Source organism: Streptomyces roseirectus (assembly GCF_014489635.1).
GTDB classification, from domain to species: domain Bacteria; phylum Actinomycetota; class Actinomycetes; order Streptomycetales; family Streptomycetaceae; genus Streptomyces; species Streptomyces roseirectus.
Genome location: NZ_CP060828.1, coordinates 5139702 through 5164989, shown reverse-complemented (window position 1 = coordinate 5164989; position 25288 = coordinate 5139702). Strand labels below are relative to the sequence as shown.

The following is a 25288-nucleotide window of genomic DNA, read 5'->3' as shown; positions in this document are numbered from 1 at the left end:
CGGATGGCATGCACACGCCGTTGCCGCCTGCCTGTGATTGTTGGGCACCAGGGGACGGGAAAACCTCAGAGAGACCTCAGACTTTGGCCGGAAAGCGCCGGAGAGTGCCTGAATTCCGGTCAACCAGAAGGGACTTGAGCCGCCACACGCTCACAGCACCAGCCCAGGTGGGACACGCCGACGCCCCCGCTCAGTACCCGACCGCCTCCCTCAGCAGCAGCACCCGCCCCCGCCCCGCCTGCGGCTCCGCGTTGAGGATGAGCAGGCGGTTGACGGCGCTGTCCTGGCCGTAGGCGGCCCGGGCGCGGACGTTCTCCAGGGGGAGGGCGTGTTCCTCGACGCGGCGGAGGGCCGTCGGGAGGTCGGGGACGACCTTCTGGGCGCCGATGATCCAGACGCGGTGGCCGGCGCCGCCCGCGTTGGCCGGGAGCTGGCTGCCGCTGCCGGACGCGAGGACGAGGGAGCCGGTCTCGGTGACGGCGGCAACGCTGTTGACGACGTAGTCGGGGCTCGCGAGGAGCCGACGGAACTCGTCGCCCTGGGCGGCGCGGTCGAGGGCGAGGAGCCGGGGCCTGACGGCGTCGTAGCGGCCGGTGGCGTTGATGTCCTCGTCGATCCCGGACAGCCGCAGCGTCTCACTCGCGCCGGTGAGCACCCCCGCACCCTCGGGCAGCAACTCCTTCACACGGGCCCGCGCGGCCGCGACGTCGTCCAGGATCTCGACGTCGAAACCGTTCCCGCGCAGGGCAGTTGCCGTCCGCTCCAGCCGGGCGTCCGACGCGGGGGCGCCGAAGTCGGGACCACCGTCGTCCGTCTCCGGCGCCGCTCCCGTCAACGGCGACGTGTCCAGATACCGCACCTCGTACTCCCGCTCGGCGAACCTCCAGCCCTCCTCGGTGCGCTGGTAACGGTCGTGGTAGACGGCGTAGTTGATGCCCTGACGTCCGTCGAGCGCACGGGCGATCTCGTGGATGTAGGCCCGCCCGGTGGCGGTGTCCCCGTCGAGGACGACGGTCCCGGGGTGGGTGTTCTGGACGAAGAAGTCCCACTGGCGTTGCAGCAGTTCACCCCCGGCGAGGATTTCCGCGCGCCCGACCTGCTCGACGGGGATGTTGGGCATCCGCAGCACCCCGTCGGGAAGGAAGAGCGCGGCGAGCCGGGCCCGGTCGCGCATCATCGCCGCGTCGGTGAACTCCGCGCGCAGGGCCTCGATCTCGACCCGGTCAGCGACGGCCTGGAAGTCGTTCATGGTGTCTCCGTCCGTAGGTGTCCTCACCGGTACGACAGAGCGGCCCCGCGAAATGTGAGCCGGCGCCCTCACAATCCGGCGCCCCGCGGTGTCGTAAGTGGGGAGAGGGCTCACGGACGAACGGGGAAGACCATGGCGACGGACGAAACGGACCTCGGCGCGATCATGAGCGAGCGGCGGAAACTGCTCAACCTCGGCTACCGCCTGCTCGGTTCGCTCGCCGACGCGGAGGACGTCGTCCAGGAGACGTACGCCCGCTGGTACGCCCTGTCACGGCAGCAGCAGGACGCCGTCGAGTCCCCCGGCGCGTGGCTGACGACCGTCGCGAGCCGCATCTGCCTCAACCTGCTCGGCTCGGCACGGGCGCGCAGGGAGACGTACGTGGGCGCGTGGCTCCCGGAACCCCTGCCCGAGCCCACGCCCGACGCCGACCCGGCCGACCGCATCACCCTCGACGAGTCGGTGACGATGGCCTTCCTCGTCGTCCTCGACACGATGACGCCGGCGGAGCGCGTCGCGTTCGTCCTGCACGACGTCTTCCGCTACCCCTTCGCCGAGGTCGCCGAGATCGTCGGCCGCACCCCCGCGGCCTGCCGCCAACTCGCCACCTCGGCCCGCCGCCGCATCCGCACGTCCCGCGCCCCCGCTCCCCCGTCCGCCGAACAGGCGTCGACGATCCGCCGCTTCAGGCTCGCCTGGGAGGCGAAGGACATCACCACCCTGATCACCCTCCTCGACCCCGCCGCCACCGCGACAGCCGACGGCGGCGGCCTCGCCGTCACCCACCTCGCCCCCCTCATCGGCGCCCACCACATCGCCCACGCCTACGCCGAGATCATCCACCACGCCGGCCACTTCACCACCTTCGAGGAACACCCCGTCAACGGCCTCCCCGGCCTCCTCGCCCACCAGCACGGCACCGTCGCCACGGTCTACGCCTTCGACATCACCGCCGGCCGCATCCACCACATCTGGGCCATCCGCAACCCCCAGAAACTGGGGCCGTGGCAGCAGCGGACGGCGCACTAGGAAGGCCGCCCCCTACTGCGTCGCATCAGCGGCGCCATTCCCCGGGCGGCGAATCAAGCACCCATCCGTAGACAGGCGGCCGGACATCGGCCGGGACGATGTGCCAGCAGCCGGGAAGATGCGCCTTGCCGCTGGAGTGGACAAGAATCGCCGCCCCGGGCCGGGCCGCTTCCAGCCGGCCCGTCCAGCCGGACTTCCCGAGCGAACACCAAAGCGCCCCGACCAGTCGAACCCGGTCGGGGCGCTTCACGGCGGGGCGATGGGGTTCCTCGCCCGCCTTCGGTAGGCCGTGTGGGACTCGAACCCACAACCAATGGATTAAAAGTCCACTGCTCTGCCAATTGAGCTAACGGCCCGAGGCTGATGTTGCCACCCCGAGCATAGCCGCCCGGGGCCGTGTCGCCGATCGGGTAGGGGGGACACGGCCGTGTCCGGGGGCGGAATGGTCAGAGATCGGCGGATTCCTGGGGGGTGTGGTCGGGGTTGAGGAACCAGTGGCGGGCGGAGGTCAGCCACCAGGTCGCGGCGAAGCCGAGGACGACGAGGACGGCGACGGGGGCGTAGTTGAAGGTCTCCCAGGTGACGGGGGAGACCTGGGGGAGCATGAAGAGGACGGTGATGGCGAGGACCCAGGTGACGGAGACCGCGCCGATGACGCCGGACCAGCGGCCGAGATGCCAGGGGCCCCGGTCGAAGTCGGCGCCCTTGCGCACCCGCAGGAACGTCGGGATGACGTACGCGATGTAGAGCCCGATGACGGCGATGGAGGTCACCGCCGCGTACGCCGTCTCGTTGATGAGGTACGGCAAGCCGAGGACCAGCGCACCGCCCGCCGCGAGCCAGACGGCGGCGACGGGCGTCCGGGTCCGGGGGCTGACGGTGCGCCAGAGCCGGGAGAACGGCAGCGCGCCGTCCCGCGAGAAGGCGTAGATCATGCGGGAGTTGGCGGTCACGGACGCCATCCCGCAGAACAACTGCGCGCCGATGACGACGAGCAGGAGCAGCTTCCCGGCGGTCGCCCCGAGCGCGTCGAGGAGGATCTGCGCGGGCGGCACCCCGGTCTCGGAGCCCAGCTGGGCGTCGTACCCCTGGATGGCGAAGGTGAACCCGAGCAGCAGCACGAACCCGGCGATCCAGGACGTCCAGATGGCCCGGACGATGCCCCGCGGCCCGGCGGTGGACGCGTCGTGCGTCTCCTCGGTCATGTGCGCCGAGGCGTCGTACCCGGTGAACGTGTACTGCGCCATCAGCAGCCCCAGCGCGACGACGTACACCCCGCTCCCCCACCCCGTGTTGTTGACGAACTCCCCGAACACGAAGGACGCCGACTGATGGTGGTCCGGCGCGAAGGTGAGCGCGCCGACGATGACGGCGACCCCGAGGACGTGCCACCAGACGCTGACGCTGTTGAGGAACGCGACGATGCGCACGCCGAACGTGTTGAGCAGCCCGTGCAGCAGCAGGATCCCCGCGAAGAGCAGGATCGTCCGCCCCGGCGTCACCTCGAACCCGAACTGCAGGTTGAGATAGGCCCCCAGGAAGGACGCGGCACCGAAGTCGACACCGGCGGTGACGGCGATCTGGCCCAGGACGTTGAACCACCCCGTGAACCAGGCCCAGGCCGCGGCCGACCGCGCCGGCGCGAGGCGGTGCGCCCAGAAGTAGAGGCCCGCCGAGGTGGGGTACGCCGAGCAGATCTCGGCCATCGAGAGGCCGACGAAGAGGGTCATGAGACCGACGGCGACCCAGCCCCAGGTGATGACGGCCGGACCTCCCGTGTTCATGCCGAACGCGTAGAGGGTGAGACAGCCCGACAGCACCGAGATGATCGTGAAGGACACCGCGTAGTTGGAGAACGCCGACATACGGCGGGCGAGGACCTGCGTGTAGCCGAGCTGCGCCAACCGCTCCTCGTCACCGGTGAGTTCCGAGGTGCGCTCGGCGGATATCGCGTCATCTGTCATGTCACATGCAATGCCCTGGCATCGCACGTGACATGCGTCACAAGTGGCCAAGAAGCGCGCACGAAAAGGGCCCCCTCGCCGAAACGAGAGGGCCCTTCAGACATTCAGACGTTCACTCAGCCGTTGCGCTTCCAGCGCGGCTTGTCGTCACGACGGAAGGACGAGCCGGAACCGGCACCCCGGTGGTCGTCACGACGCCCGTACGGCCGGTCGTGCCCGCCGGAGCGGAAGCCCGGACGGTCGTCACGCCGGTCACGGTTGAACGGACGGTCGCTGCCCCGGTGACCACCACGGTCGTCCCGGCGGAAGCCACCCCGGTCGCCCCGGTCGTCGCGCCGCTCGAACCCACGGTCGTTGTCCCGGCGCTCGAACCCACCGCGCTCGTTGTCCCGACGCTCGAACCCACGCCCACCGCGGTCGTCACGGCGGTCACGGTTGAACGGACGGTCCTCGCGGTCGCGACGGAACCCGCCACGGTCATTGTCACGCCGCTCGAAGCCACGGTCGTTGTCCCGGCGCTCGAAACCGCCCTCGCGGCGCTCGAACCCACGGCCACCCCGGTCGTCACGGCGGTCGTCACGGCGGTCACGGTTGAACGGACGGTCCTCACGGTCCCGGCGGAACCCGCCACGGTCACCCCGGTCGTCCCGGCGCTCGAACCCGCGCCCACCACGGTCGTCCCGCTCACGCTCACGCCGCGCGTCCCGCGCCTCGGCGGCAGCCGCCTCCTGGACAGCGGCGGCGACCTCGGCGACGGCCTGCTCCTGCGCCTCGGCGACGGCGGCCTCCGGGTCCTCGCCACGGTCGCGCGCGACCCGGGCGACGAGCCGGTCGGCCTCGTCACGCAGCTCGGCGGCCCGCTTCTGCGCCCGCTCCAGCTGCTTGGTGAGCTGGGCGACCTCACGCTCGGCCTGCTGGGCCGCGTTGCCCGCGGACTCCGCCTGCACCTCGGTCATCGACCGCGCGCCGGTGATCTCCGCGACCTCCGGCTCGAACGCCGACCCGCCCTGGATGATGTGCCGCCCGGCGTCGACGCCCGCGTCCTCCATCAGCCGGAAGATCTGGCGCCGCTGGTGCGGCAGGGACAGCGAGACGACGGTCCCGGTGCGCCCCGCGCGAGCGGTGCGGCCCGCCCGGTGCAGGTAGTCCTTGTGGTCGCCGGCCGGGTCCACGTTCAGGACGAGGTCGATGCCGTCGACGTGGATACCGCGCGCGGCGACGTCCGTGGCGACCAGGACGTTGACGTACCCGTCCTTGAAGTCGGCCAGCGTGCGGGTGCGCGCGCCCTGGGTCATGCCGCCGTGCAGCGCGTCCGCCTTCACACCGGACTCGCGCAGCTGCTCCGCGACGCGGTCGGCGCCGAGCTGGGTGCGGACGAAGATGATCGTGCGGCCCTTGCGGGAGGCGATCGCGGCGGTGACCGGCGCCTTGTCCTTGGGCTTCACGATGAGGATGTGGTGCGACATGGTCGTCACCGCGCCCTGCGCCGCGTCGACCTCGTGCGAGACCGGGTCGACGAGGTAGCGCTTGACCAGCGTGGAGATCTCGTTCTCCATCGTCGCGGAGAACAGCATCCGCTGGCCGCCCGCCGGGACCTGGTCGAGCAGCTCGGTGACCTCGGGCAGGAAGCCCAGGTCGGACATCTGGTCGGCCTCGTCGAGGACGGCGACCTCGACGTCCTCCAGGGAGCAGGCGCCCCGGTTGATGATGTCGCGCAGCCGGCCCGGGGTGGCGACGAGGATGTCGACGCCACGCTCCAGGGCGTAGATCTGGTTACCCATCGACGTACCGCCGCAGACGACCTTCATCTTCAGGCCGACGACGTCGCCGTAGGGCTGGAGCGCGTCCGCGACCTGCATCGCCAGCTCACGGGTCGGGGTGAGGATGACGGCGCGGGGGCGCTTCTTCTCGGTCTGGCCGCCGGCGAGACGCGCCAGCGTCGGCAGGCCGAAGGAGAGGGTCTTGCCGGAGCCGGTGCGGCCCCGGCCCAGGATGTCCTTGCCCGCGAGCGCGTCCGGGATGGTCGCGGCCTGGATCGGGAAGGGGGTGGTGACGCCGTTCTGCGCGAGCTTGCGCACGACACCCTCGGGGAGACCGAGGTCGGCGAAGGTGATCTCGGGGGTGGTGTCTTCGGAGACCTCGACGGCCTCGTCCGAGACGAACTCCTCGGACTCGACGACCGACTCGACGACCTGATCAGAACTGGAAATGGACATGCGTATGCGAAACCTTCCGGAGTCTCGTCGGCACGCGCCCGTCAACTCCGTGATTTCTGCACTACGACCGCCTCTATGCGGTCCGCCACGGCAAAGGAGAGTACGCGCCACACGGCGCGCTCTGCGTTGGCGCCGGGCAAATGGGATCAAACGATCTACCACCATACGCACCTCACCCCCCACTAGGCAAACCGCGCAGGTCAGCTGGGTGCCGGCTCCTGTGCGGACGGCGACGGCTCGGGCTGCGACGGCTCCGGCGAGGGCGACGGCGACTCCACCGGCGGCGTCGGCTGCTCCGGCGACGGCTGCGGCTCCTGCGGCACCGGCGAACGCGTCGGCACCGGCTTCCCCGGCCCCGGCCCACCGCCCCCCGGCTTAGGGGCGGGCGCCGACGGCGACGCGCCCGCCGAGACCGACGCGGACGGCGACGCGGACGGCTCGCCGGTGCCGTCCGCGTGCCCGTCGTGCGGGCCCTTGCCGTCGCCCTCGCGCGCCGGACCGTCCACGTACCGGCCCGAGCCCGCCTTGCCGCCGTCCGGCGCGACGCCACCCGGCCCGCCCGCCGACCGGGACGGCTTCACGGCACCGGCGCCCGCGCCGTCGTCCCCGACACTCATGCAGCCGGAGGCGGCGGCGACGGCCAGCAGCGAGGCGGCCAGCCGGACGGAAACGGAACAGGAGCGCACGGGAGCCTCCGGGTGAGGGGGAAGAAGTCACCCCTCCAACTCCCGCCGCCCGTAAGAGGACACGCGCTCAGCCGTAGCCCAGCGCGTGCAGCCGCTCGTCGTCGATGCCGAAGTGGTGCGCGATCTCGTGGACGACGGTCACCTCGGTCTCCGCGACGACCTCCTCCCGCGTCTCGCACATCCGCAGGGTCGGACCCCGGTAGATGGTGATCCGGTCGGGCAGGACGCCCGCGTACCACTCGCCCCGGTCCGTCAGCGGCGTCCCCTCGTACAGGCCCAGCAACTCCGGGTCGTCGGCGGGTGGTTCGTCCTCGACGAACACCGCCACGTTGTCCATGAGCCGCGTCAGCTCCGGGGGGATCCGGTCGAGCGCTTCGGCGACCAGTTCCTCGAACTCCTCGCGCGTCATCTCCAGCACACGCCCATTGTCAGGTACGCCGGAGCCCTGTGCCGGTCCCTGTTGTGTCCGCATACCCGTGCGCGCACCGGGGCATACGGCAGCAATGTCCCGTCTGCAGGAGTCCCTGATCCGCTGGCGCGGCGCCCTCGGCATGGTCGCCGTCGTCCTCGTCGGCGCCTGGCTGGGCCTGCTGATCGTCGGAAACGTCCGCACCTCGGTCGGCCCGATGGACACGACGATGACGCTGCGGCCCTCGATCGACGGCGGCACGAAGATCAACGTCTCGCCGCTCGGCGCGCTCGCCCTCGACACCCACACCGCGCCGGTCCGCCTCGACGTCAACGTCGACCAGCTCGACCCCGTCCGCTCCCAGGCCCTCGTCGACCACCCCGAACGGCTCTCCGGGCTCCAGGACGAGGTCGCCCGCGACGTCTCGCACGGCGCGCTCGACCTCGTGGTCCGCTCCTACGCGGCGGTCGTGACGGGGGCGACGGCGCTCGGGCTCGCGGTGTACCGCCGGCCGCGCCGGGCGCTGCTGGCCGGGGGCCTCGCGCTGTCCCTGCTCACCGCGTCCGGCGCCACCGCGTTCGCCACCTGGAAACCGGAGTCGGTCCTCGAACCCCGCTTCTCCGGGCTCCTGTCCTCCGCCCCCTCCCTCGTCGGCGACGCCCGCAGCATCGTCACCGAGTTCGACGTCTACCAGCAGGAACTCGCCCGCCTCGTGACGAACGTGACCAAGCTGTACGACGTCACCTCGACGCTGCCCGTCTACCGGCCCGACCCGACGACCGTGCGCGTCCTGCACGTCTCCGACATCCACCTCAACCCCGCGAGCTGGAAAATCGTCGCCTCGCTGGTCGAGCAGTACGACGTGGACGTCATCGTCGACTCCGGCGACACGATGGACCACGGGTCGGCCGCCGAGAACGGGTTCCTCGACCCCATCGCCGACCTCGGGGCGCCGTACGTCTGGGTCCGCGGCAACCACGACTCCCTCGTCACCCAGCGGTACCTCGCCCGGATGCGGGGCGTCCACGTCCTCGACGACGGGCGGAGCGTCACCCTCGCCGGGCTGCGCTTCGCCGGGATCGGCGACCCCCAGTTCACGCCGGACCGGTCCGCGGCGCGCGAGGAGGGGGTCCAGGAAGCCGCCGGGCGACGGCTCGCGGGCGCGCTGCGGCTCGGGCCGCCGGCCGATGTGGCGGTCGTCCACGAGCCGGACGCCGCGCGGGAAGTCGACGGGACGGTTCCCCTCGTCCTCTCCGGACACCTCCACCACCGGCAGACCGAGGTCATGAAGAACGGCACCCGGCTGCGCGTCGAAGGCTCCACCGGCGGAAGCGGCCTCCGCGCCGTCGAGGGCAAGTACCCCGACCCCATCGAGGCGTCCATCCTCTACTTCGACCGCGACAGCCGCCGGCTCCAGGCGTGGGACGAGATCAAGCTCGGCGGGCTCGGCGAGACCACGGCCGAGGTGAGCCGCCACCTCGCCGAGGAGAACAAGCCCGGGGCGCCCCCGTCCCCCTCCCCCTCGTAATCCGTTTTGGCGATCCCTCCAGCCATCCCCTATGCTTCAGACGTCCCCGACGCGCTGACAAAGCGCCCAGGCGGGCCGATAGCCCTCATCGTCTAGCGGCCTAGGACGCCGCCCTTTCAAGGCGGTAGCACGGGTTCGAATCCCGTTGGGGGCACGCAACACCCTGTGCGACACTGTTCGCACAACGCAAGGTCCTGTGGAGCAGTTTGGAGTGCTCGCCACCCTGTCAAGGTGGAGGCCGCGGGTTCAAATCCCGTCAGGACCGCTGGAGTTCCACTCGCTGGTTCTCCTCGGCTGGGTAGCTCAGTTGGTACGAGCGACCGCCTGAAAAGCGGTAGGTCGCCGGTTCGACCCCGGCCCCAGCCACAGCACACACCCTCACCGGGTAACCGGTGGGGGTGTTGTTGTATCCGGAACCTAGGGGGGTTTCTTGAGACGTATCAGCCAGGGGCTGCTGACAGCCGGTGCCGTTCTGCTGGCCGGGATCGGGCTGCCGGGGACGGCGTACGCGGCGGGACCGACGGTCATGGAGGCGCGCAGTCACTCCACCGACTGGTCGGTCGTCGATGTGCGGCTGAACTTCGGTGGGGAGATCGAGAAGGTCAAGGCGAGTCTTCGTCCCGTGGGCAGCGCGGAGGGCGATGCGCCGGTGGCGACCGTCACCGAGTTCAAGGAGACGTACTGGGTCAGCCAGTGGGAGGGCGTCTGGTCGTCGCCGCCGGTGCATCTGGAGACGCTGGGGGACTACACGATCGACGTCGAGGCGACGAACTCGGCGGGCGAGACGACGGTCAAGAAGAACGCCGGGACCCTGCACTACGCGAAGCAGCCGGTGTTCACGGACTTCACCGCGACCCCGTCCGCGCCGACCATCGAGGACAAGCGCGTCACGGTCAGCGGCGGCATGGTCGTCCGCGATCCCAGGAGCCGGGAGACGGTCCCGTTCCCGGACGCCTCCGTGGACGTCAAATCGGGCCAGGGGACGTTCACTCTGGTCACGGACGAGGCGGGCCGGTTCTCCCGAACCAGTGAGGTCCCGGGCGACACCTGGTTCTGGGCCACCTACCAGGGCGACCTGGGCTACGCCGATGCCCCCAGCGTCAACGTCGACCCCCAACAGGCCCCCACCCGCATCATCCTCGACAGGAACAGCTTCCACCCCGTCGCCAACCAGTCGTACACCGTCACCGGCAAGGCCGAGTACCAAAGCGGCACGACCTGGAAGCCCCTGGCCGGTGTCCCCGTCGAGATGGACTACAAAGACAGCAGCGTCTCGCACCCGTCCGAGGCGACCACGGACCCGAACGGCCGCTTCGTCTTCTCCCAGTACGGCTACGCCACCGCCGTCTACCAGGTCCGCTTCCCGTACTACCCGCGCAACCCCTGGATCCAGCAGACGGCGACCGCCGACGTCCGCGTGGCGGTCACCTCGACGAGCCGGTTCACGGAGTTCACCGCACGGATCGACGAGTACGCGCGGCTGGAGATGAGCGGCATCCTGCGCCCCGTCGGCAACCACTTCGACGGCCCGGTCGACGTCGCCGTCCAGTACTCGCCGAACGGCAAGACCGGCTGGCGCACCCAGAAGACCGTGCGGACGTCGTTCGACTCCCAGTTCTGGGTGAAGGACCTGCCCGGCTACACGGACGGCTACTGGCGGCTGTCCTACGCGGGCTCCACCGCGAAGGACATCAGGGGCACCACGAGCGCCGTCCTGCGCCGCAACCGCGTGGACACGCGGATCGCGAACGCCGACGCGTCGCCGGAGCCGGTGCGCAAGGGGCGCACGATCACCGTCAGGGGTGTCCTCCAGGAACGCGCGCCCGGCGCCGCGTGGAAGGCGTACGGCTCACGGAAGGTGCAGATCCTCTTCCGGCCCCAGGGCAAGAAGACCTGGTATCTGATGGCGACGGTCACCTCGAACAGGACGAACGGCTCGTTCAGCAAGGGGTTCCGGGCCCAGCAGGACGGCACCTGGGTGCCGGTCTTCCTCGAACCCGACTACCGGCATTTCGTGGGAGCCGGGACCGAGGACTACGTGGACGTCCGCTGACGGACGCCGGGCGGGGCAGAAGGAGCGAGGGCGGAAGGGTCGGGGGCAAAAGGGTTCGCCAGGGATTTCGGGAGGATGAGATCCTGGGTGGCGTATGTCTACGCAGCCTGCCCCCGCCCTCGGGAACCTCGCTTCCCGCCTCACCGAGCTCTCGTTGCGCGATGCGCACCGGCTCGGCCGCAGGCTTGAGGGTGCGCGGAAGATTCGGAAGCCGGAAGCCCGGACCGCGGTGCTCGCCGAGATCGGGGCGGAGGTGGAGAAGTGCGCCGAACGGATGGCCCAGCGGACCGGAAGAGTGCCGGCCGTCTCCTATCCCGAGCAGCTTCCGGTCAGCCAGAAGAAGGACGACATCGCGGCGGCCATCCGCGACCACCAGGTCGTCATCGTGGCCGGCGAGACGGGGTCCGGGAAGACGACGCAGATCCCGAAGATCTGTCTTGAGCTGGGCCGCGGCGTCAAGGGCATGATCGGCCACACCCAGCCCCGCCGGATCGCCGCCCGCACGGTCGCCGAACGCGTCGCCGAGGAGCTGCGCACCCCCCTCGGCGAGGCCGTCGGCTGGAAGGTCCGGTTCACCGACCAGGTCGACCCGGACGCGACGTTCGTCAAGCTGATGACGGACGGCATCCTCCTCGCGGAGATCCAGACGGACCGCGAGCTGCGCGCCTACGACACGATCATCATCGACGAGGCGCACGAGCGGTCGCTGAACATCGACTTCCTGCTCGGCTACCTCGCCCAGCTCCTCCCCAAGCGCCCCGACCTCAAGGTCGTCATCACCTCCGCGACGATCGACCCGGAACGCTTCTCCCGCCACTTCGGCGACGCCCCGATCATCGAGGTGAGCGGCCGGACGTACCCGGTGGAGGTCCGCTACCGCCCGCTCCTGGAGGACGACTCCGAGGACGCCGACCGCGACCAGATCACCGCGATCTGCGACGCCGTAGAGGAACTTCAGGGCGAGGGCCCCGGCGACATCCTGGTCTTCCTGTCCGGCGAGCGGGAGATCCGGGACACGGCGGACGCGCTGGAGAAGAAGAAGTACCGGTTCACGGAAGTACTCCCCCTGTACGCCCGCCTCTCGCACGCCGAACAGCACCGCGTCTTCCAGCCCCACACGGGCCGCAGGATCGTTCTGGCGACGAACGTCGCGGAGACCTCCCTCACGGTCCCCGGCATCAAGTACGTGATCGACCCGGGCTTCGCCCGCATCAGCCGCTACAGCCACCGCACGAAGGTGCAGCGCCTGCCGATCGAGCCGGTCAGCCAGGCGAGCGCGAACCAGCGCAAGGGCCGCTGCGGCCGTACCAGCGACGGCGTCTGCATCCGCCTGTACTCCGAGGACGACTTCCTGACCCGCCCGGAGTTCACGGACGCGGAGATCCTGCGCACGAACCTCGCCTCGGTCATCCTCCAGATGACGGCGGCCGGCCTCGGCGACATCGAGAAGTTCCCGTTCATCGACCCGCCGGACCACCGCAACATCCGCGACGGCGTCCAGCTGCTCCAGGAGCTGAACGCCCTGGACCCGGCGCAGAAGGACCCGCGCAAGCGGCTCACGGAGACCGGCCGCAAGCTGGCCCAGCTCCCGGTGGACCCGAGGCTCGCCCGCATGGTCCTGGAGGCCGACAAGAACGGCTGCGCCCGCGAGGTCATGGTGATAGCCGCCGCGCTGTCCATCCAGGACCCGCGCGAGCGCCCGTCGGACAAGCAGGCGCAGGCGGACCAGCAGCACGCCCGTTTCAAGGACGAGACCAGCGACTTCCTGGCGTTCCTGAACCTGTGGCGGTACGTGCGGGAGCAGCAGCGCGAGCGCGGCTCGTCGTCGTTCCGCCGGATGTGCAAGCAGGAGTACCTGAACTTCCTGCGCATCCGCGAGTGGCAGGACATCTACACCCAACTGCGCACGGTCGCCAAGCAGATGGGCATCCACCTCAACGAGCAGGACGCGGACGGCGACCGCATCCACGTCTCCCTCCTCGCCGGTCTCCTCTCCCACGTCGGCATGAAGGACGTGAAGGAGACCAAGGACGCCGCCGGCAACCCGCGCAAGGAGGGCGGCCGGAACGAGTATCTGGGCGCCCGCGGCGCCAAGTTCGCGATCTTCCCGGGCTCGGCGCTCTTCAAGAAGCCCCCGCGGTTCGTGATGTCGGCGGAGCTGGTGGAGACCTCCCGCCTGTGGGCCCGCGTCAACGCCCGCATCGAGCCCGAGTGGGTCGAACCCCTCGCCGAGCACCTGCTGAAGCGGACCTACTCCGAACCGCACTGGGAGAAGGACCTCGCGGCGGTGATGGCGTACGAGAAGGTGACGCTGTACGGCGTCCCGCTCGTCGCGCAGCGCAAGGTCAACTACGGGCGGATCGACGCCGAGGTCAGCCGCGAGCTGTTCATCCGCAACGCGCTCGTCGAGGGCGACTGGCGCACGCACCACAAGTTCTTCGCGGACAACAGGAAGCTGTTGAGCGAGGTCGAAGAACTAGAACACCGCGCCCGGCGCCGGGACATCGTCGTCGACGACGACACCCTCTTCGACTTCTACGACCAGCGGGTGCCCGAACACGTCGTGTCCGGCGCCCACTTCGACTCGTGGTGGAAGCACAAGCGGCACGAGCAGCCGGAGTTCCTGGACTTCGAGCGCGCGATGCTCATTCGGGAGTCGGCGGAGGCGGTCACCAAGGCGGACTATCCCGACAGCTGGCGCCAGGGTCAGCTCAAGTTCCGTGTGACGTACCAGTTCGAGCCCGGCGCGGACGCGGACGGCGTGACCGTCCACATCCCGCTCCAGGTCCTCAACCAGGTCACGGACGACGGCTTCGACTGGCAGATCCCGGGCCTGCGCGAGGAGTTGGTGACGGAGCTGATCCGCTCCCTCCCGAAGCCGATCCGCCGCAACTACGTCCCGGCCCCGAACTTCGCGAAGCGCTTCCTGGACAGCACGGTTCCCGTCCAGGAGCCCCTGACGACCGCCATGGCGCGGGAGTTGAAGCGCATGGTCGGCGTCCCCTTCGAGGCGGACGACTTCGACTGGGCCCGCGTCCCGGAGCATCTGCGGATCACGTTCCGGATCGTGGACGAGCGGCGCCGCAAGCTCGCCGAGGACAAGGACCTGGAGGCGCTGCGTCTCCAGCTGAAGCCGAAGGCGCGCCAGGCGCTGTCCAAGGCCGCCGCGGTCACCGCCGAGCGCGAGGGCGGCGAGTCCCTGGAGCGCAAGGGCCTGACGGACTGGACGATCGGCTCGCTGAGCCGCGTCTTCGAGACCCGGCGGGCCGGCCAGCCCGTGAAGGCGTACCCGGCGCTGGTGGACGACGGGGACACCGTCTCCGTCCGGCTCTTCGACACGGAGGCCGAGCAGCAGCAGGCGATGTGGAAGGGCACGCGGCGGCTGATCCTGCGCAACATTCCGGTCAACCCCGCAAAGTTCGCTTCCGAGAAGCTGACCAACGCGCAGAAGCTCGCGCTGTCGGCGAATCCGCACGGTTCGATCCAGGCACTGTTCGACGACTGCGCGATGGCCGCCGCCGACAAGCTGATCGGTGACTTCGGGGGCCCGGCGTGGGACGAGTCGTCGTACCGGAAGCTGTACGACAAGGTGCGCGCGGAGATCGTCGACACGACCGTGCGGACCGTCGGGGCGGTGCAGCAGGTGCTCGCCGCCTGGCAGGCCGCCGAACGGCGCCTGAAGGCCGTCAGCAGCCCCGCGCTGCTCGCGAACCTACGGGACGTCAGGACGCAGCTGGACGGGCTCGTACGGCCCGGTTTCGTGACGCGGGCGGGGCTTCGGCGGCTGCCGGACCTGATGCGGTACCTGGTCGCGGTCGACCGGCGGCTCCAGCAGATGCCGGCCAACGTCCAGCGGGACACCACCCGCATGGAGAAGGTCCACGAGATGCAGGACGAGTACGCCTGGCTGCTGGAGCAGTTGCCGAAGGGGCGTCCGGTGCCGTCGTCGGTGCTCGACATCCGGTGGATGATCGAGGAGCTGCGGGTGAGCTACTTCGCGCACGCGCTGGGCACCGCGTACCCCGTCTCGGACAAGCGGATCGTGAAGGCGATCGACGCGGAAGTACCGTGATCAGGCGCTCACAGAGGGTGAGTTCGACCTGACCACTCACCTCCTGTAGAGTCCTCTTCGCAGCCAGGGGAAAGCACGAATCCCCAGCCGCAAAGCCTGGTCCTGTGGAGCAGTTTGGAGTGCTCGCCACCCTGTCAAGGTGGAGGCCGCGGGTTCAAATCCCGTCAGGACCGCATAGTTGAAGAGGCTCGCGCCCACTGGGCGCGGGCCTCTTTCGCGTGTCCGCGAGCGGGCAGGCGGGTAGACATACAGCAGGGGTGAACTCCTATAGGGGAAGCGGGGGTTGGGGGCAAGGGTGTGGGGGTGTGATGGGTGTCACGAGGTTTGTTCGAAGGATGAGGGGTCTTACCCGCCTCCTACAAAGGGTCAATTTAATATGTGCAATTGCACCCATGCCCGAGCATGTCCCGACGCACAAAAAAAGATCGCGCTGGACCCGGCGGAGTCCAGCGCGATCGACGACACACCCGGTGTGGGTCAGGGGCCTGTTGGGGCAGGGCCCGCGTCGTGTGGAGCTGTGGTGCGGTGAAGCGGTGTTGCGATAAAGCGGTGATGCGGTGGAGCAGTGGACATCACGACCGGTGGGGGGACCGCCGGGATGCCCGGTCAGTGGGCGTCAGGCTTCGCTGCGCTGCTGCGGAATGCCCGCAAGCAGTGCGCGAACCTCGGCCTCGCGGTAACGGCGGTGTCCGCCGAGCGTACGGATGGACGTGAGCTTCCCGGCCTTCGCCCACCGCGTGACCGTCTTGGGGTCGACGCGGAACATGGTGGCGACCTCAGCCGGGGTCAGCAGCGGCTCAGCATCAGGGGTGCGAGCGGTCATGAGCGGCCTCCTCGGGAGAACCGAACCTTCTCGGTTCTTTCCTCTAAATTCTGCACCTTGACCCGCGTTGCCCGAAATGGGCGGACGCGAGTCGAGTCGGTTATAGGACGAACGGCTTGTCCTCGGCACTACAACTACACCATCTGTCCAGCCGCGTCGGCCAAACCGATGGAATTGCCCTCCCAGGTAGTCATCAGCCGCGGAAGCCGATGGACCATGCCATAGCGGACAGTCACACCACTGTGACGATCAGTCACAGCGATGATCAGGAGTCACAAGACCCCCCAAAGCATGTAATGCTGAGACAGAGCCTCCCCCGGGCTCCTTGTCCTATTTTGGCACGAGGAGCGGCGAGGGACGCAAGGGCCAGTTACGTGCGGTCTGTCACGCTTGACACGAAAGCCCGGATCGGGACCAACGTCCCATCAGTTTCCGAACCTCAGGACGAAGTACGGCAGACCGTACGCTGTTCGACAACGTTCGAGCCGTGACGTGCGTCACAGTTGATGACGGATCAGTTACCTGCAACATCCCCGTGACCGACCGGTCAGTTCGCGGAGCGCCGGTCGCGCACGGCCCGCCAGCGCTCCACGAGCCGCCCGTACGCCTCCCCCGCCGCCTCGCCGTCCCCGCGCCGCAGCGCGTCGATGCCCTCGGCGACGTCGGCCGCCGAGTGGTCGACCTCCAGGTCGCCGGCGGGCAGGGTGTGCACGAGCCCGCCGTAGTCGAGTTCGACGAGCGAACGCGGGTGGAACTCCTCCAGCCAGCGTCCGACGTCCGTCAGGCCGTCGATCAGCGGGCCCTCGTCGATCGCGTCCCTGAGGGCCTTCAGGCCCCGCGCGACCCGGCGTCTCGCCTGGACCATCGGGGTGCGGTAGCGCAGCGTGGGGGGCTCGTCGGCGGTGCCCTTGTCCCAGCGCCGCTCGTCGTCGGAGACCAGCACGAACCAGTTCAGCGGGACCTGCCAGGTCGCCGTGCGGATCCAGGGGCGGGCGTCGGGGTTGCGGCGGCGCCAGCGGTCGTAGTCCTGGGCCGCCTGGCTGCGCACCAGCTCCGGCAGGACCGCGTCCACCAGCGGGCGGGGCAGTTCGCCCTCCAGGTCGCCGAGCGCCTGCCAGCCGCGCAGCCGGGTCCGCCAAGGGCACACGCACAGCACGCCGTTCGCCTCGATCACGAACGCGTCGGTGCTCTCGTGCACCGGCACCGCGACCGGCGGCGTGGGCAGCAGGTCGGCGAGCGAGCGGCGCAGCTCGTCCTGGTACGACGGGCGGTGCGGACGGCGGGCGTAGCGCGTCCAGTGCTCCCGCTCGGGCTCCGGGAAAGCGGCCAGGGGCTCGTACACGCGCAAGTAGGCCGCGTACGGGACGGTCACCGAGGACACCTTGGGCACGCCTGCTCCCTCCCCAGCCCGCCGATCGGAAAACCTGCCGGACCGGTCACGAATGAACCCGAAAGCCGTGCAAATCGTCGCACGTGCGTACACCTCCCGCGGGTGATCCCCCACACACCCCCTCCGCTGTCCGAAAAGGCCCTACGCTCATGCCACAGGCCCCGCCACCTGTACGGGGTCTCAGCCCCAACCGCCGCTAGTTACTTGGGAGTCACCACCGTGACCGACGTATCCGACGGCGTCCTGCGCACCCTGTTCCACTCCGATCAGGGTGGTCATGAGCAAGTCGTGCTCTGCCAGGACCGCAAGAGCGGCCTCAAGGCCGTCATCGCACTGCACTCGACCGCGCTGGGCCCCGCGCTCGGCGGGACCCGGTTCTACCCGTACGCCTCCGAGGAGGAGGCCGTCGCCGACGCGCTGAACCTGGCGCGCGGGATGTCGTACAAGAACGCCATGGCCGGGCTCGACCACGGCGGCGGCAAGGCCGTGATCATCGGGGACCCGCTGCGCGACAAGACCGAGGAACTGCTGCTGGCCTACGGCCGGTTCGTGGCCTCGCTCGGCGGCCGGTACGTCACCGCGTGCGATGTCGGCACGTACGTCGCGGACATGGACGTCGTCGCGCGCGAGTGCCGCTGGACGACCGGGCGTTCGCCCGAGAACGGCGGCGCGGGCGACTCCTCGATCCTCACCGCGTACGGGGTCTATCAGGGCATGCGGGCCTCCGCCCAGCACCTGTGGGGCGGCCCCTCCCTGGCCGGGCGGCGGGTCGGCATCGCCGGGGTCGGGAAGGTCGGCCACCACCTCGTCGGCCATCTGCTCGCCGAGGGCGCCGAGGTCGTCGTCACCGATGTCCGCGAGGACGCCGTGCGCCGGGTGCTCGATCTGCACCCCGGGGTGCGGGCCGTCGCCGACACCGACGCGCTGATCCGCGTCGACGGGCTCGACGTGTACGCGCCGTGCGCGCTCGGCGGGGCGCTGGACGACACGACCGTGCCGGTGCTCACCGCGTCCGTCGTCTGCGGCGCCGCCAACAACCAGCTCGCCCACCCCGGCGTCGAGAAGGACCTCGCGGACCGGGGGATCCTCTACGCGCCGGACTACGTCGTGAACGCGGGCGGGGTCATCCAGGTCGCCGACGAGCTGCACGGGTTCGATTTCGACCGGTGCAAGGCGAAGGCGGCCGGCATCTACGACACGACGCTGGCAATATTCGCACGTGCGAAGACGGACGGGATTCCGCCGGCCGCCGCGGCCGACCGGATCGCCGAGCAGCGGATGCACGAGGGGGCTCTCGCGCGGGGTTGGTAGCAGGTCCCCGGAGCAAGGTCGCGGTACCGCCGGGAGGAAAGTTGGAGAGAACTCTCACTCTTCCCGGCGGGTCGCCCGCCAATAAGTGGTTAAAATCGCCACTGACCAGCCATGACGGCATGTCTCACCGAGGCCGGGCGCACGCGCTCGCCACGGGCGACGTACCGTATGGGTGCGGGCTCAGGTACCGTGGGAGCCCTACGGACGGCCTCTCCACGGAGAGTCCGTTCTGGATCATGAACGCGTGTCAAGACTCTGGGGCCGTCGAGCCCCGTCGTTGAGGGGGTCGAGCCATGGGGCGCGGCCGGGCCAAGGCCAAGCAAGCGAAGGTCGCCCGCCAGCTGAAGTACAACAGCGGCGGGACGGATCTCTCACGCCTGGCCGAAGAGCTGGGCGCATCGCCATCGAATATTCCGCCGAACGCTGAGCCGTTCGAGGATGACGACGATGACGATGGGCAGGATGACCCGTACGCACGGTACGCCGAGCTGTACGGGGACGACGAGGACGACGACGAGTCGCCCTCGTCCCAACACCAACACCGTCGTGGCGCGTAAGCGTTAGCTTCCGGCGGTTTGGCCGCACCCGACCCGGTCCGAGGGATCATCGGACCGGGTTTTGTGCTGCCCTCCGCAGGGGGCTCAGCTCGCGTAGTCGCCCACCAGCTCGGCGCCCGTCGTGCGGTCTCCACGGGCCGTGATCTCGCCCGCGACCCACGACTCCACCCCGCGGTCCGCCAAGGTCGTCAGGGCCACGTCAGTGGAGTCCTGGGGGACGATGGCGATCATGCCGACGCCCATGTTCAGGGTCTTCTCCAGTTCGAGGCGTTCGACCTGACCGGTCGTGCCGACGAGGTCGAAGATCGGACCCGGCGTCCAGGTCGAGCGGTCGACCACGGCGTGCAGGGTGTCCGGGATCACACGGGCCAGGTTCGCCGCGAGGCCGCCGCCGGTCACGTGGGAGTAGGCGTGGACGTCCGTCGTCCGCGTGAGGGCGAGGCAGTCCAGGGAGTAGATCTTGGTCGGCTCCAGGAGTTCCGCGCCCAGCGTGCGGCCCAGCTCCGCGATCTCCGCGTCCAGGTCGAGCTTCGCCCGGTCCAGAAGGACGTGGCGGACCAGCGAGTAGCCGTTGGAGTGCAGGCCGGACGCGGCCATCGCGATGACCGTGTCGCCCTCGCGGATCCGGTCGGCGCCGAGCAGGCGGTCGGCCTCGACGACGCCGGTGCCCGCGCCGGCGACGTCGAAGTCGTCCGGGCCGAGCAGGCCGGGGTGCTCCGCCGTCTCGCCGCCGACCAGGGCGCAACCGGCGAGGACGCAGCCCTCGGCGATGCCCTTGACGATCGCGGCGACCCGCTCGGGGTGGACCTTGCCGACGCAGATGTAGTCGGTCATGAACAGGGGCTCGGCGCCGCAGACCACGATGTCGTCCATGACCATGGCGACCAGGTCGTGGCCGATCGTGTCGTAGACGCCGAGGCGGCGGGCGATGTCGACCTTGGTGCCGACGCCGTCCGTGGCGGAGGCGAGCAGCGGGCGGTCGTAGCCCTTGAGGGCGGAGGCGTCGAAGAGGCCGGCGAAGCCGCCGAGGCCGCCCAGGACCTCGGGGCGCTGGGTCTTCTTCACCCACTCCTTCATCAGTTCTACGGCGCGGTCGCCCGCCTCGATGTCGACGCCGGCCGCGGCGTAGCTGGCACCGCCCTCGGAAACAACGGGGGTCTCAGACATGGTGTGACTTTCGTTTCGTCCTGCGGAGGCTTACGGGCGACGGATCGCGTCGACCGCCGCCGGGGCCGCCGTGCCGGCCGCCAGCTCGGTCTCCAGGAGCTGCTTGCCCAGCAGCTCGGGGTCCGGCAGCTCCATCGGGTACTCGCCGTCGAAGCAGGCGCGGCAGAGGTTCGGCTTGGCGATGGTGGTCGCCTCGATCATGCCGTCGATGGAGATGTACGCCAGGGAGTCGGCGCCGAGCGAGGTGCCGATCTCGTCGACGGTCATGCCGTTGGCGATGAGTTCGGCGCGGGTCGCGAAGTCGATGCCGAAGAAGCAGGGCCACTTGACCGGCGGCGAGGAGATCCGGATGTGCACCTCGGCGGCGCCCGCCTCGCGGAGCATGCGGACCAGGGCGCGCTGGGTGTTGCCGCGGACGATCGAGTCGTCGACGACGACCAGGCGCTTGCCCTTGATGACGTCCTTGAGAGGGTTCAGCTTCAGGCGGATGCCGAGCTGCCGGATGGTCTGCGAGGGCTGGATGAAGGTCCGGCCGACGTAGGCGTTCTTGACGAGGCCGTTGCCGAAGGGGATGCCGGACGCCTCGGCGTAGCCGATCGCGGCGGGGGTGCCGGACTCCGGGGTCGCTATGACGAGGTCGGCCTCGACGGGGGCCTCCTTCGCCAGCATGCGGCCCATCTGGACGCGGGAGGCGTAGACGTTCCGCCCGGCGATGTCGGTGTCGGGGCGGGCGAGGTAGACGTACTCGAAGACACAGCCCTTGGGCTTCGCGTCCGCGAATCGGGAGGTGCGCAGGCCGTTCTCGTCGATGGCGATGAACTCGCCGGGCTCGATCTCGCGGACGAAGCTGGCGCCCGTGATGTCGAGGGCCGCGGTCTCCGAGGCGACGACCCAGCCGCGCTCCAGCCGGCCCAGGACCAGCGGGCGGATGCCCTGCGGGTCGCGGGCGGCGTAGAGGGTGTGCTGGTCCATGAAGACGAGGCTGAAGGCGCCGCGGACCTTCGGGAGCACCGCGTGGGCGGCCTCCTCGATGGTCAGGGGGGTGCCCTCGTCGTCCGTCTGGGCGGCGAGCAGGGCCGTCAGCAGGTCGGTGTCGTTGGTGGCCGCGACGCGGGGCGTACGGCCGCCCTCCTGCTTGGGCAGGTCCGCGACCATCTCCGCGAGCTGCGCGGTGTTGACCAGGTTGCCGTTGTGGCCGAGCGCGATCGAGCCGTGCGCGGTGGCACGGAACGTCGGCTGGGCGTTCTCCCAGGTGGAGGCTCCGGTGGTCGAGTAGCGGGCGTGACCGACCGCGATATGACCCTGGAGCGAGCCGAGGGAGGTCTCGTCGAAGACCTGGGAGACGAGCCCCATGTCCTTGAAGACGAGGATCTGGGAGCCGTTGCTGACCGCGATTCCCGCGGATTCCTGGCCCCGATGCTGGAGGGCGTACAGCCCGAAGTAAGTGAGTTTGGCGACCTCTTCGCCGGGAGCCCAGACTCCGAAGACGCCGCAGGCGTCCTGGGGGCCCTTCTCACCGGGGAGCAGATCATGACTGAGTCGACCGTCACCACGTGGCACGGCTCCGAGTGTAGGCGAGGTCGACCACTGGTCCGAATTGGGGATACCGGTCAGTAGTCTCCGGAGTTTGTGTTTCCGCTGGTCAGCGGGGTTCTTTCCGGCTCGGTCGGTGCGGTTTGCCGTACCGGTGAGTGAGGTGTCGCACATCATTCGGGGCCCTCTGGCCTACGACATCACCGGCAGGTAGGGGGTCAGGTCAGCGCGTTCCCCGCTGGCGCTCAGCTTGGCCCCGTCGAGCGCGTCCGCCCAGCTCAGACGGCCTGTCGCGAGCCTGATCCAGGTCAGCGGGTCGGTCTCCACGACGTTCGGCGGGGTGCCTCGCGTGTGCTTCGGGCCCTCGACGCACTGCACGACCGCGTACGGGGGGACGCGGACCTCCGTGGAGCCGCCGGGGGCCTTCTTCGCCAGGGCGTCGGTCAGGAGGCGGGTGGCCGCGGCGAGGGCCTGCCGGTCGTAGGGGACGGCTTTGTCCGGGAGCGCGTCGTTGAGGTCGTCCGTGTGGACGATCAGCTCCACCGTGCGTGTGACCACGTACTCGGCCAGCGGCATCGCGCCCGCGTTCGTTTGGACCAGGCGGGTGCCGGGGTGGGCGTCGAGCCGCGCGGCGAACGTCCTCGCCGTCGCCGCGAGGTCCGCCGGGGCCTCGTCCGCCAGCTTCCTCGTGAACTCGTCGATCGCCCCCGCGTTCGACGCCGTCGCGAACGGCCAGTCCAGCAGCGTCGCCGTGCGCTCCTGCGGCTCCGGGAGCGACAGGGCCCTGTCCACCGCCGTGACCGCCATCCCGATGTGCGCGATCAGCTCCCTCACCGTCCATCCGCCGAGCCTCGTCGGGCGGCCCAACTGCTCAGCCGTGAGGCTCCTCACGGCCGTGTCCAGGTGCGCCAGCTGCGCGAGGATCGCCGCGCGGGTTCTGGCGGGGTCGTACGTGCGGGGGCGTTTCTGGGCGGGAGGCATGGGCGGGAGCCTATGCCCCTCGCCTCAGGGGGCAGGGGTGGTGGGCGCGGGTTCAGGAGTCCCCGGGATCTCCGGCGTCTCCGGCGAAGACGTCGTCTGCCGTGGTGGCCGTGATGGCTCGGTCGAACCAGCGGTCGAGGGTGGGGAGGTCGGTGCAGGAGGTGATGCGGTCGCGGGCGGGGGTGGGGAGGGCGATGCCTCGGCGGGTGAGGAGGTGCAGGATGGCTTCCGCGGTGGCTTCCGCACGGCCCTCTTCCCGGCCCTCTTCCCGGCCCTCTTCCCGGCCCTCTTCCCGGCCCTCGATGCGGCCCTCCTCACGGATGCCCTCCGACAGGGGGGAGACGAAGAATGAGGTGTCGATGGCCACGAGTTCCCTCCAGAGGTCGGCGTACGGGCCCTTGCCCAGGCCCTGAGCGGTGAGTTCGACGAAGTGTTCTGCTGCGGACTCGTCGCGATCCTGAAGGTCCCGGAGAGCCAGCACCAGTGCTTTCAGTATGGCCCGGATCTCCGGGTCGCGGTGGTGCAGGATCGCGGACAGGACGGTCATCGGGATGTCGCGGGCCGCCTGCTCCGGGGTCGTGAAGACCGGGACGTTGTCCGGGCCCAGGACGATGGGCCGCAGAGTGAGCGCGCTCCATTCCTCCGGGCCGATGTCGAACGGCCCGGCGGCCCACTCGGCAGTGGCGCGGTCCTCGCAGACGACCACCAGGACCGGCGGGATCCTGTACTTGGAGTAGAGGTAGCTGAGGTAGTAGGCCCAGCTGGCCGCCTTGTCCTCGTCCTTCTTGCGCTGGGCCTCCACCGCGAGGAGGTAGCTCTCGCTGTCGGAGGTGTAGATGCGCAGCAGGCTGTCCACCCGCCGCTCCAGCGGATGGTTCTCCGTGAGGTCGGTCGGCATCTCCTTGCTGGTGACGATGTCGGCGAACGGAATCCCGTTCGCCCTGGCCACGCGGACGAAGACACCGGGGTCCTGCTGGATGATCCGGTGCATTGCCTCGTGCGGTGAACTCACCATGGCGTCCCTAAGCGGTTACTCAATGTGAACGCCATGATCGTAGGACCGTCTGTCCGGGCAATGTCCGCCATGTGGGTGATGATCACTCGTTCGAGTGAGGGTCAGGTGTGCTGAAAGGTCACTTCTGGGTGTGTGGGGGTGGGGCCGGACAGGAGGGGCTGGGGGAGGTGGCGGAGGTGGAGGTCGAAGAAGGCGGCGAGGTAGGCGCGGGTGATCTCGCCGGAGCGGGCGCCGGGGAGAGGGGCGTCGGGGTCGGTGATGCCGAGTTGGCCGGCGAGGACGGGGAGGTCGGTGAAGGTGAAGTGGCCGGCGTCGGTGACGGTCAGCCAGCGCTTCCAGCCGTCGAGGCGCTGCCAGGCGAGGTCCCAGGTCGCGTTCCCGGGGCTGTGGGTGGACCGGGTGCCGAGCATCAGGAAGGGGCGGGCGCCGAGGCCGGCGGCGGGTACGTCGGTGAAGAAACCGCCGTCCAGGTTCGCGCCGGCGCGGAAGCGGGGGTCACCAGCCATGGCGGGGACCGCGCTCGCGCCGCCGACGGAGTGGCCTGCGACGCCGATGCGCCGGGGGTCGATCATCGCGGCGTAAGGAGAGGGAGTGGCGTGTCGGCTGTGGTCCCCCGTCAATTCGTCCGTCACGAAAGAGAAGTCGCGTGCGCGGATCTCGGTGACCTTCGCCAGCCCCGTCTCCTTGTACTTCTCGCAGGCCACGCACGGCAGGAGGCGTCCGCCGGGGAAGGTGGTGGCCACGGACTCGTAGGCGTGGTCGACCGCTGCGACGACGTATCCGCGGCTCGCGATCTCCTCGGAGAGGAGGGTGAGGGTCGTGCGGGGGAGGGTGAAGCCGGGGGAGAGCAGGACGAGGGGGAAGCGGCCGGGTGCCGGGCGGGCGGAGGTGCGGGCGTTGGTGCGGGTGGCGCTGACCGTCTCGGCGGGGACGACGGTGTCGTAGCCCTGGTTCTTCAGGAGCCGTTCGGCCTCTGCCGTGGTCATGTAGGCGGCCGGGTCGCCGGTGCCGGGACGGGCCGGGTAGGAGAGCGACACCAACAACTCCCGCGCGCCCGCCTCCGGCACCCAGGGGTCCGGCCGGCTGGCGTCGACCAGGTGCAGCGTGTCCCGGCCCACCGCGAACTGGCCTGTGGGGCGCGGCAGTTCGAGCTGAACGGTGGCGGCCGAAGCGGTGGGTGCGGTCAACACCGTTGCGGACAGGGCCAGAAGGAACAGGACGGCACGTAGGAGGAGGGGCGTGGTTCTTGGCATGGGGGGACGTTAGGGCGAGTTGGGCGGGGGAGGAATGGGGGTGGCCGGTGGC

The 25288-nt window shown here is 70.0% G+C and carries 18 protein-coding genes and 5 tRNA genes; 10 read left to right on the top strand and 13 right to left on the bottom strand.

Annotated features, from left to right (window positions below; all coding sequences use genetic code 11):
• Nucleotides 1-190 precede the first annotated feature (190 nt).
• Entirely contained in the window at nt 191-1249 is a 1059-nt protein-coding gene (locus IAG44_RS21845; protein ID WP_187748759.1) for an LUD domain-containing protein, read from the bottom strand.
• A 132-nt stretch (nt 1250-1381) separates the two neighbouring features.
• Here IAG44_RS21845 and sigJ point away from each other — a divergent pair, with 132 nt between their 5' ends.
• On the top strand, nt 1382-2278 hold the full coding sequence (gene sigJ / locus IAG44_RS21840; protein WP_187748758.1) for an RNA polymerase sigma factor SigJ: 897 nt from the start codon (nt 1382-1384) through the stop codon (nt 2276-2278).
• Between the two features lie 283 nt (nt 2279-2561).
• On the opposite strand, the gene IAG44_RS21835 is transcribed toward sigJ, so the two are convergent.
• From IAG44_RS21835 to IAG44_RS21815, 5 genes are all read right to left on the bottom strand, one after another.
• A tRNA-Lys gene (locus IAG44_RS21835) sits at nt 2562-2634 on the bottom strand.
• Between the two features lie 90 nt (nt 2635-2724).
• Entirely contained in the window at nt 2725-4242 is a 1518-nt protein-coding gene (locus IAG44_RS21830; RefSeq protein WP_187748757.1) for an amino acid permease, read from the bottom strand.
• A gap of 116 nt (nt 4243-4358) precedes the next feature.
• Complete coding sequence (locus IAG44_RS21825; RefSeq protein ID WP_187748756.1) at nt 4359-6458, bottom strand: DEAD/DEAH box helicase; 2100 nt, start codon at nt 6456-6458, stop codon at nt 4359-4361.
• Nucleotides 6459-6658: 200 nt separating this feature from the next.
• Nucleotides 6659-7144, bottom strand: coding sequence for a hypothetical protein (locus IAG44_RS21820; protein WP_187748755.1), 486 nt, complete (start codon nt 7142-7144; stop codon nt 6659-6661).
• Nucleotides 7145-7211: 67 nt separating this feature from the next.
• Nucleotides 7212-7562 (bottom strand): metallopeptidase family protein, encoded by a 351-nt coding sequence (locus IAG44_RS21815; RefSeq protein WP_055723322.1) that lies wholly within the window; start codon nt 7560-7562, stop codon nt 7212-7214.
• Nucleotides 7563-7647: 85 nt separating this feature from the next.
• Between IAG44_RS21815 and IAG44_RS21810 the strand changes: the two genes are divergently transcribed.
• The 7 genes from IAG44_RS21810 to IAG44_RS21780 all read left to right on the top strand — a co-directional run bounded on the left by IAG44_RS21810 (nt 7648) and on the right by IAG44_RS21780 (nt 15379).
• Nucleotides 7648-9081 (top strand): metallophosphoesterase family protein, encoded by a 1434-nt coding sequence (locus IAG44_RS21810; protein ID WP_187748754.1) that lies wholly within the window; start codon nt 7648-7650, stop codon nt 9079-9081.
• An 81-nt stretch (nt 9082-9162) separates the two neighbouring features.
• Nucleotides 9163-9235, top strand: a tRNA-Glu gene (locus IAG44_RS21805).
• A gap of 36 nt (nt 9236-9271) precedes the next feature.
• A tRNA-Asp gene (locus IAG44_RS21800) sits at nt 9272-9346 on the top strand.
• A gap of 27 nt (nt 9347-9373) precedes the next feature.
• Nucleotides 9374-9447: transfer RNA gene (locus IAG44_RS21795), tRNA-Phe, on the top strand.
• Between the two features lie 64 nt (nt 9448-9511).
• Nucleotides 9512-11134: a hypothetical protein gene (locus tag IAG44_RS21790; RefSeq protein ID WP_246561960.1), complete on the top strand. Its 1623-nt coding sequence runs from the start codon at nt 9512-9514 to the stop codon at nt 11132-11134.
• Between the two features lie 94 nt (nt 11135-11228).
• Complete coding sequence (hrpA, locus tag IAG44_RS21785; protein WP_187748753.1) at nt 11229-15206, top strand: ATP-dependent RNA helicase HrpA; 3978 nt, start codon at nt 11229-11231, stop codon at nt 15204-15206.
• 98 nt (nt 15207-15304) lie between these two features.
• Nucleotides 15305-15379: transfer RNA gene (locus IAG44_RS21780), tRNA-Asp, on the top strand.
• 443 nt (nt 15380-15822) lie between these two features.
• Here IAG44_RS21780 and bldC read toward each other — a convergent pair.
• Both bldC and IAG44_RS21770 read right to left on the bottom strand, forming a co-directional pair.
• Nucleotides 15823-16029 carry a developmental transcriptional regulator BldC gene (gene bldC / locus IAG44_RS21775; protein WP_003949541.1) on the bottom strand — a complete coding sequence of 69 codons (207 nt, stop codon included), beginning with the start codon at nt 16027-16029 and terminating at the stop codon, nt 15823-15825.
• A gap of 547 nt (nt 16030-16576) precedes the next feature.
• Nucleotides 16577-17419 (bottom strand): DUF8083 family protein, encoded by an 843-nt coding sequence (locus tag IAG44_RS21770; protein ID WP_187748752.1) that lies wholly within the window; start codon nt 17417-17419, stop codon nt 16577-16579.
• A 219-nt stretch (nt 17420-17638) separates the two neighbouring features.
• Here IAG44_RS21770 and IAG44_RS21765 point away from each other — a divergent pair, with 219 nt between their 5' ends.
• Together IAG44_RS21765 and IAG44_RS21760 are read left to right on the top strand one after the other, a co-directional pair.
• Nucleotides 17639-18730, top strand: a complete 1092-nt coding sequence (locus tag IAG44_RS21765; protein ID WP_187748751.1) for a Leu/Phe/Val dehydrogenase — start codon at nt 17639-17641, stop codon at nt 18728-18730.
• Nucleotides 18731-19023: 293 nt separating this feature from the next.
• Nucleotides 19024-19287: a DUF3073 domain-containing protein gene (locus IAG44_RS21760; protein ID WP_187748750.1), complete on the top strand. Its 264-nt coding sequence runs from the start codon at nt 19024-19026 to the stop codon at nt 19285-19287.
• Nucleotides 19288-19371: 84 nt separating this feature from the next.
• Here the strand turns inward: IAG44_RS21760 and purM are convergent, their stop codons facing one another.
• The 5 genes from purM to IAG44_RS21735 form a co-directional block, all read right to left on the bottom strand.
• Nucleotides 19372-20454, bottom strand: coding sequence for a phosphoribosylformylglycinamidine cyclo-ligase (gene purM, locus IAG44_RS21755; protein WP_187748749.1), 1083 nt, complete (start codon nt 20452-20454; stop codon nt 19372-19374).
• Between the two features lie 30 nt (nt 20455-20484).
• The gene (gene purF, locus IAG44_RS21750) at nt 20485-22014 is read right to left on the bottom strand and encodes an amidophosphoribosyltransferase (RefSeq protein ID WP_187748748.1); all 1530 of its coding nucleotides are present in this window, start codon (nt 22012-22014) and stop codon (nt 20485-20487) included.
• Between the two features lie 165 nt (nt 22015-22179).
• Nucleotides 22180-22968 carry a maleylpyruvate isomerase family mycothiol-dependent enzyme gene (locus IAG44_RS21745; RefSeq protein ID WP_187748747.1) on the bottom strand — a complete coding sequence of 263 codons (789 nt, stop codon included), beginning with the start codon at nt 22966-22968 and terminating at the stop codon, nt 22180-22182.
• A gap of 52 nt (nt 22969-23020) precedes the next feature.
• Nucleotides 23021-23983, bottom strand: a complete 963-nt coding sequence (locus IAG44_RS21740) for a hypothetical protein (protein ID WP_187748746.1) — start codon at nt 23981-23983, stop codon at nt 23021-23023.
• A 101-nt stretch (nt 23984-24084) separates the two neighbouring features.
• Nucleotides 24085-25236 (bottom strand): alpha/beta hydrolase family protein, encoded by a 1152-nt coding sequence (locus IAG44_RS21735; RefSeq protein ID WP_187748745.1) that lies wholly within the window; start codon nt 25234-25236, stop codon nt 24085-24087.
• Nucleotides 25237-25288: the final 52 nt, after the last annotated feature.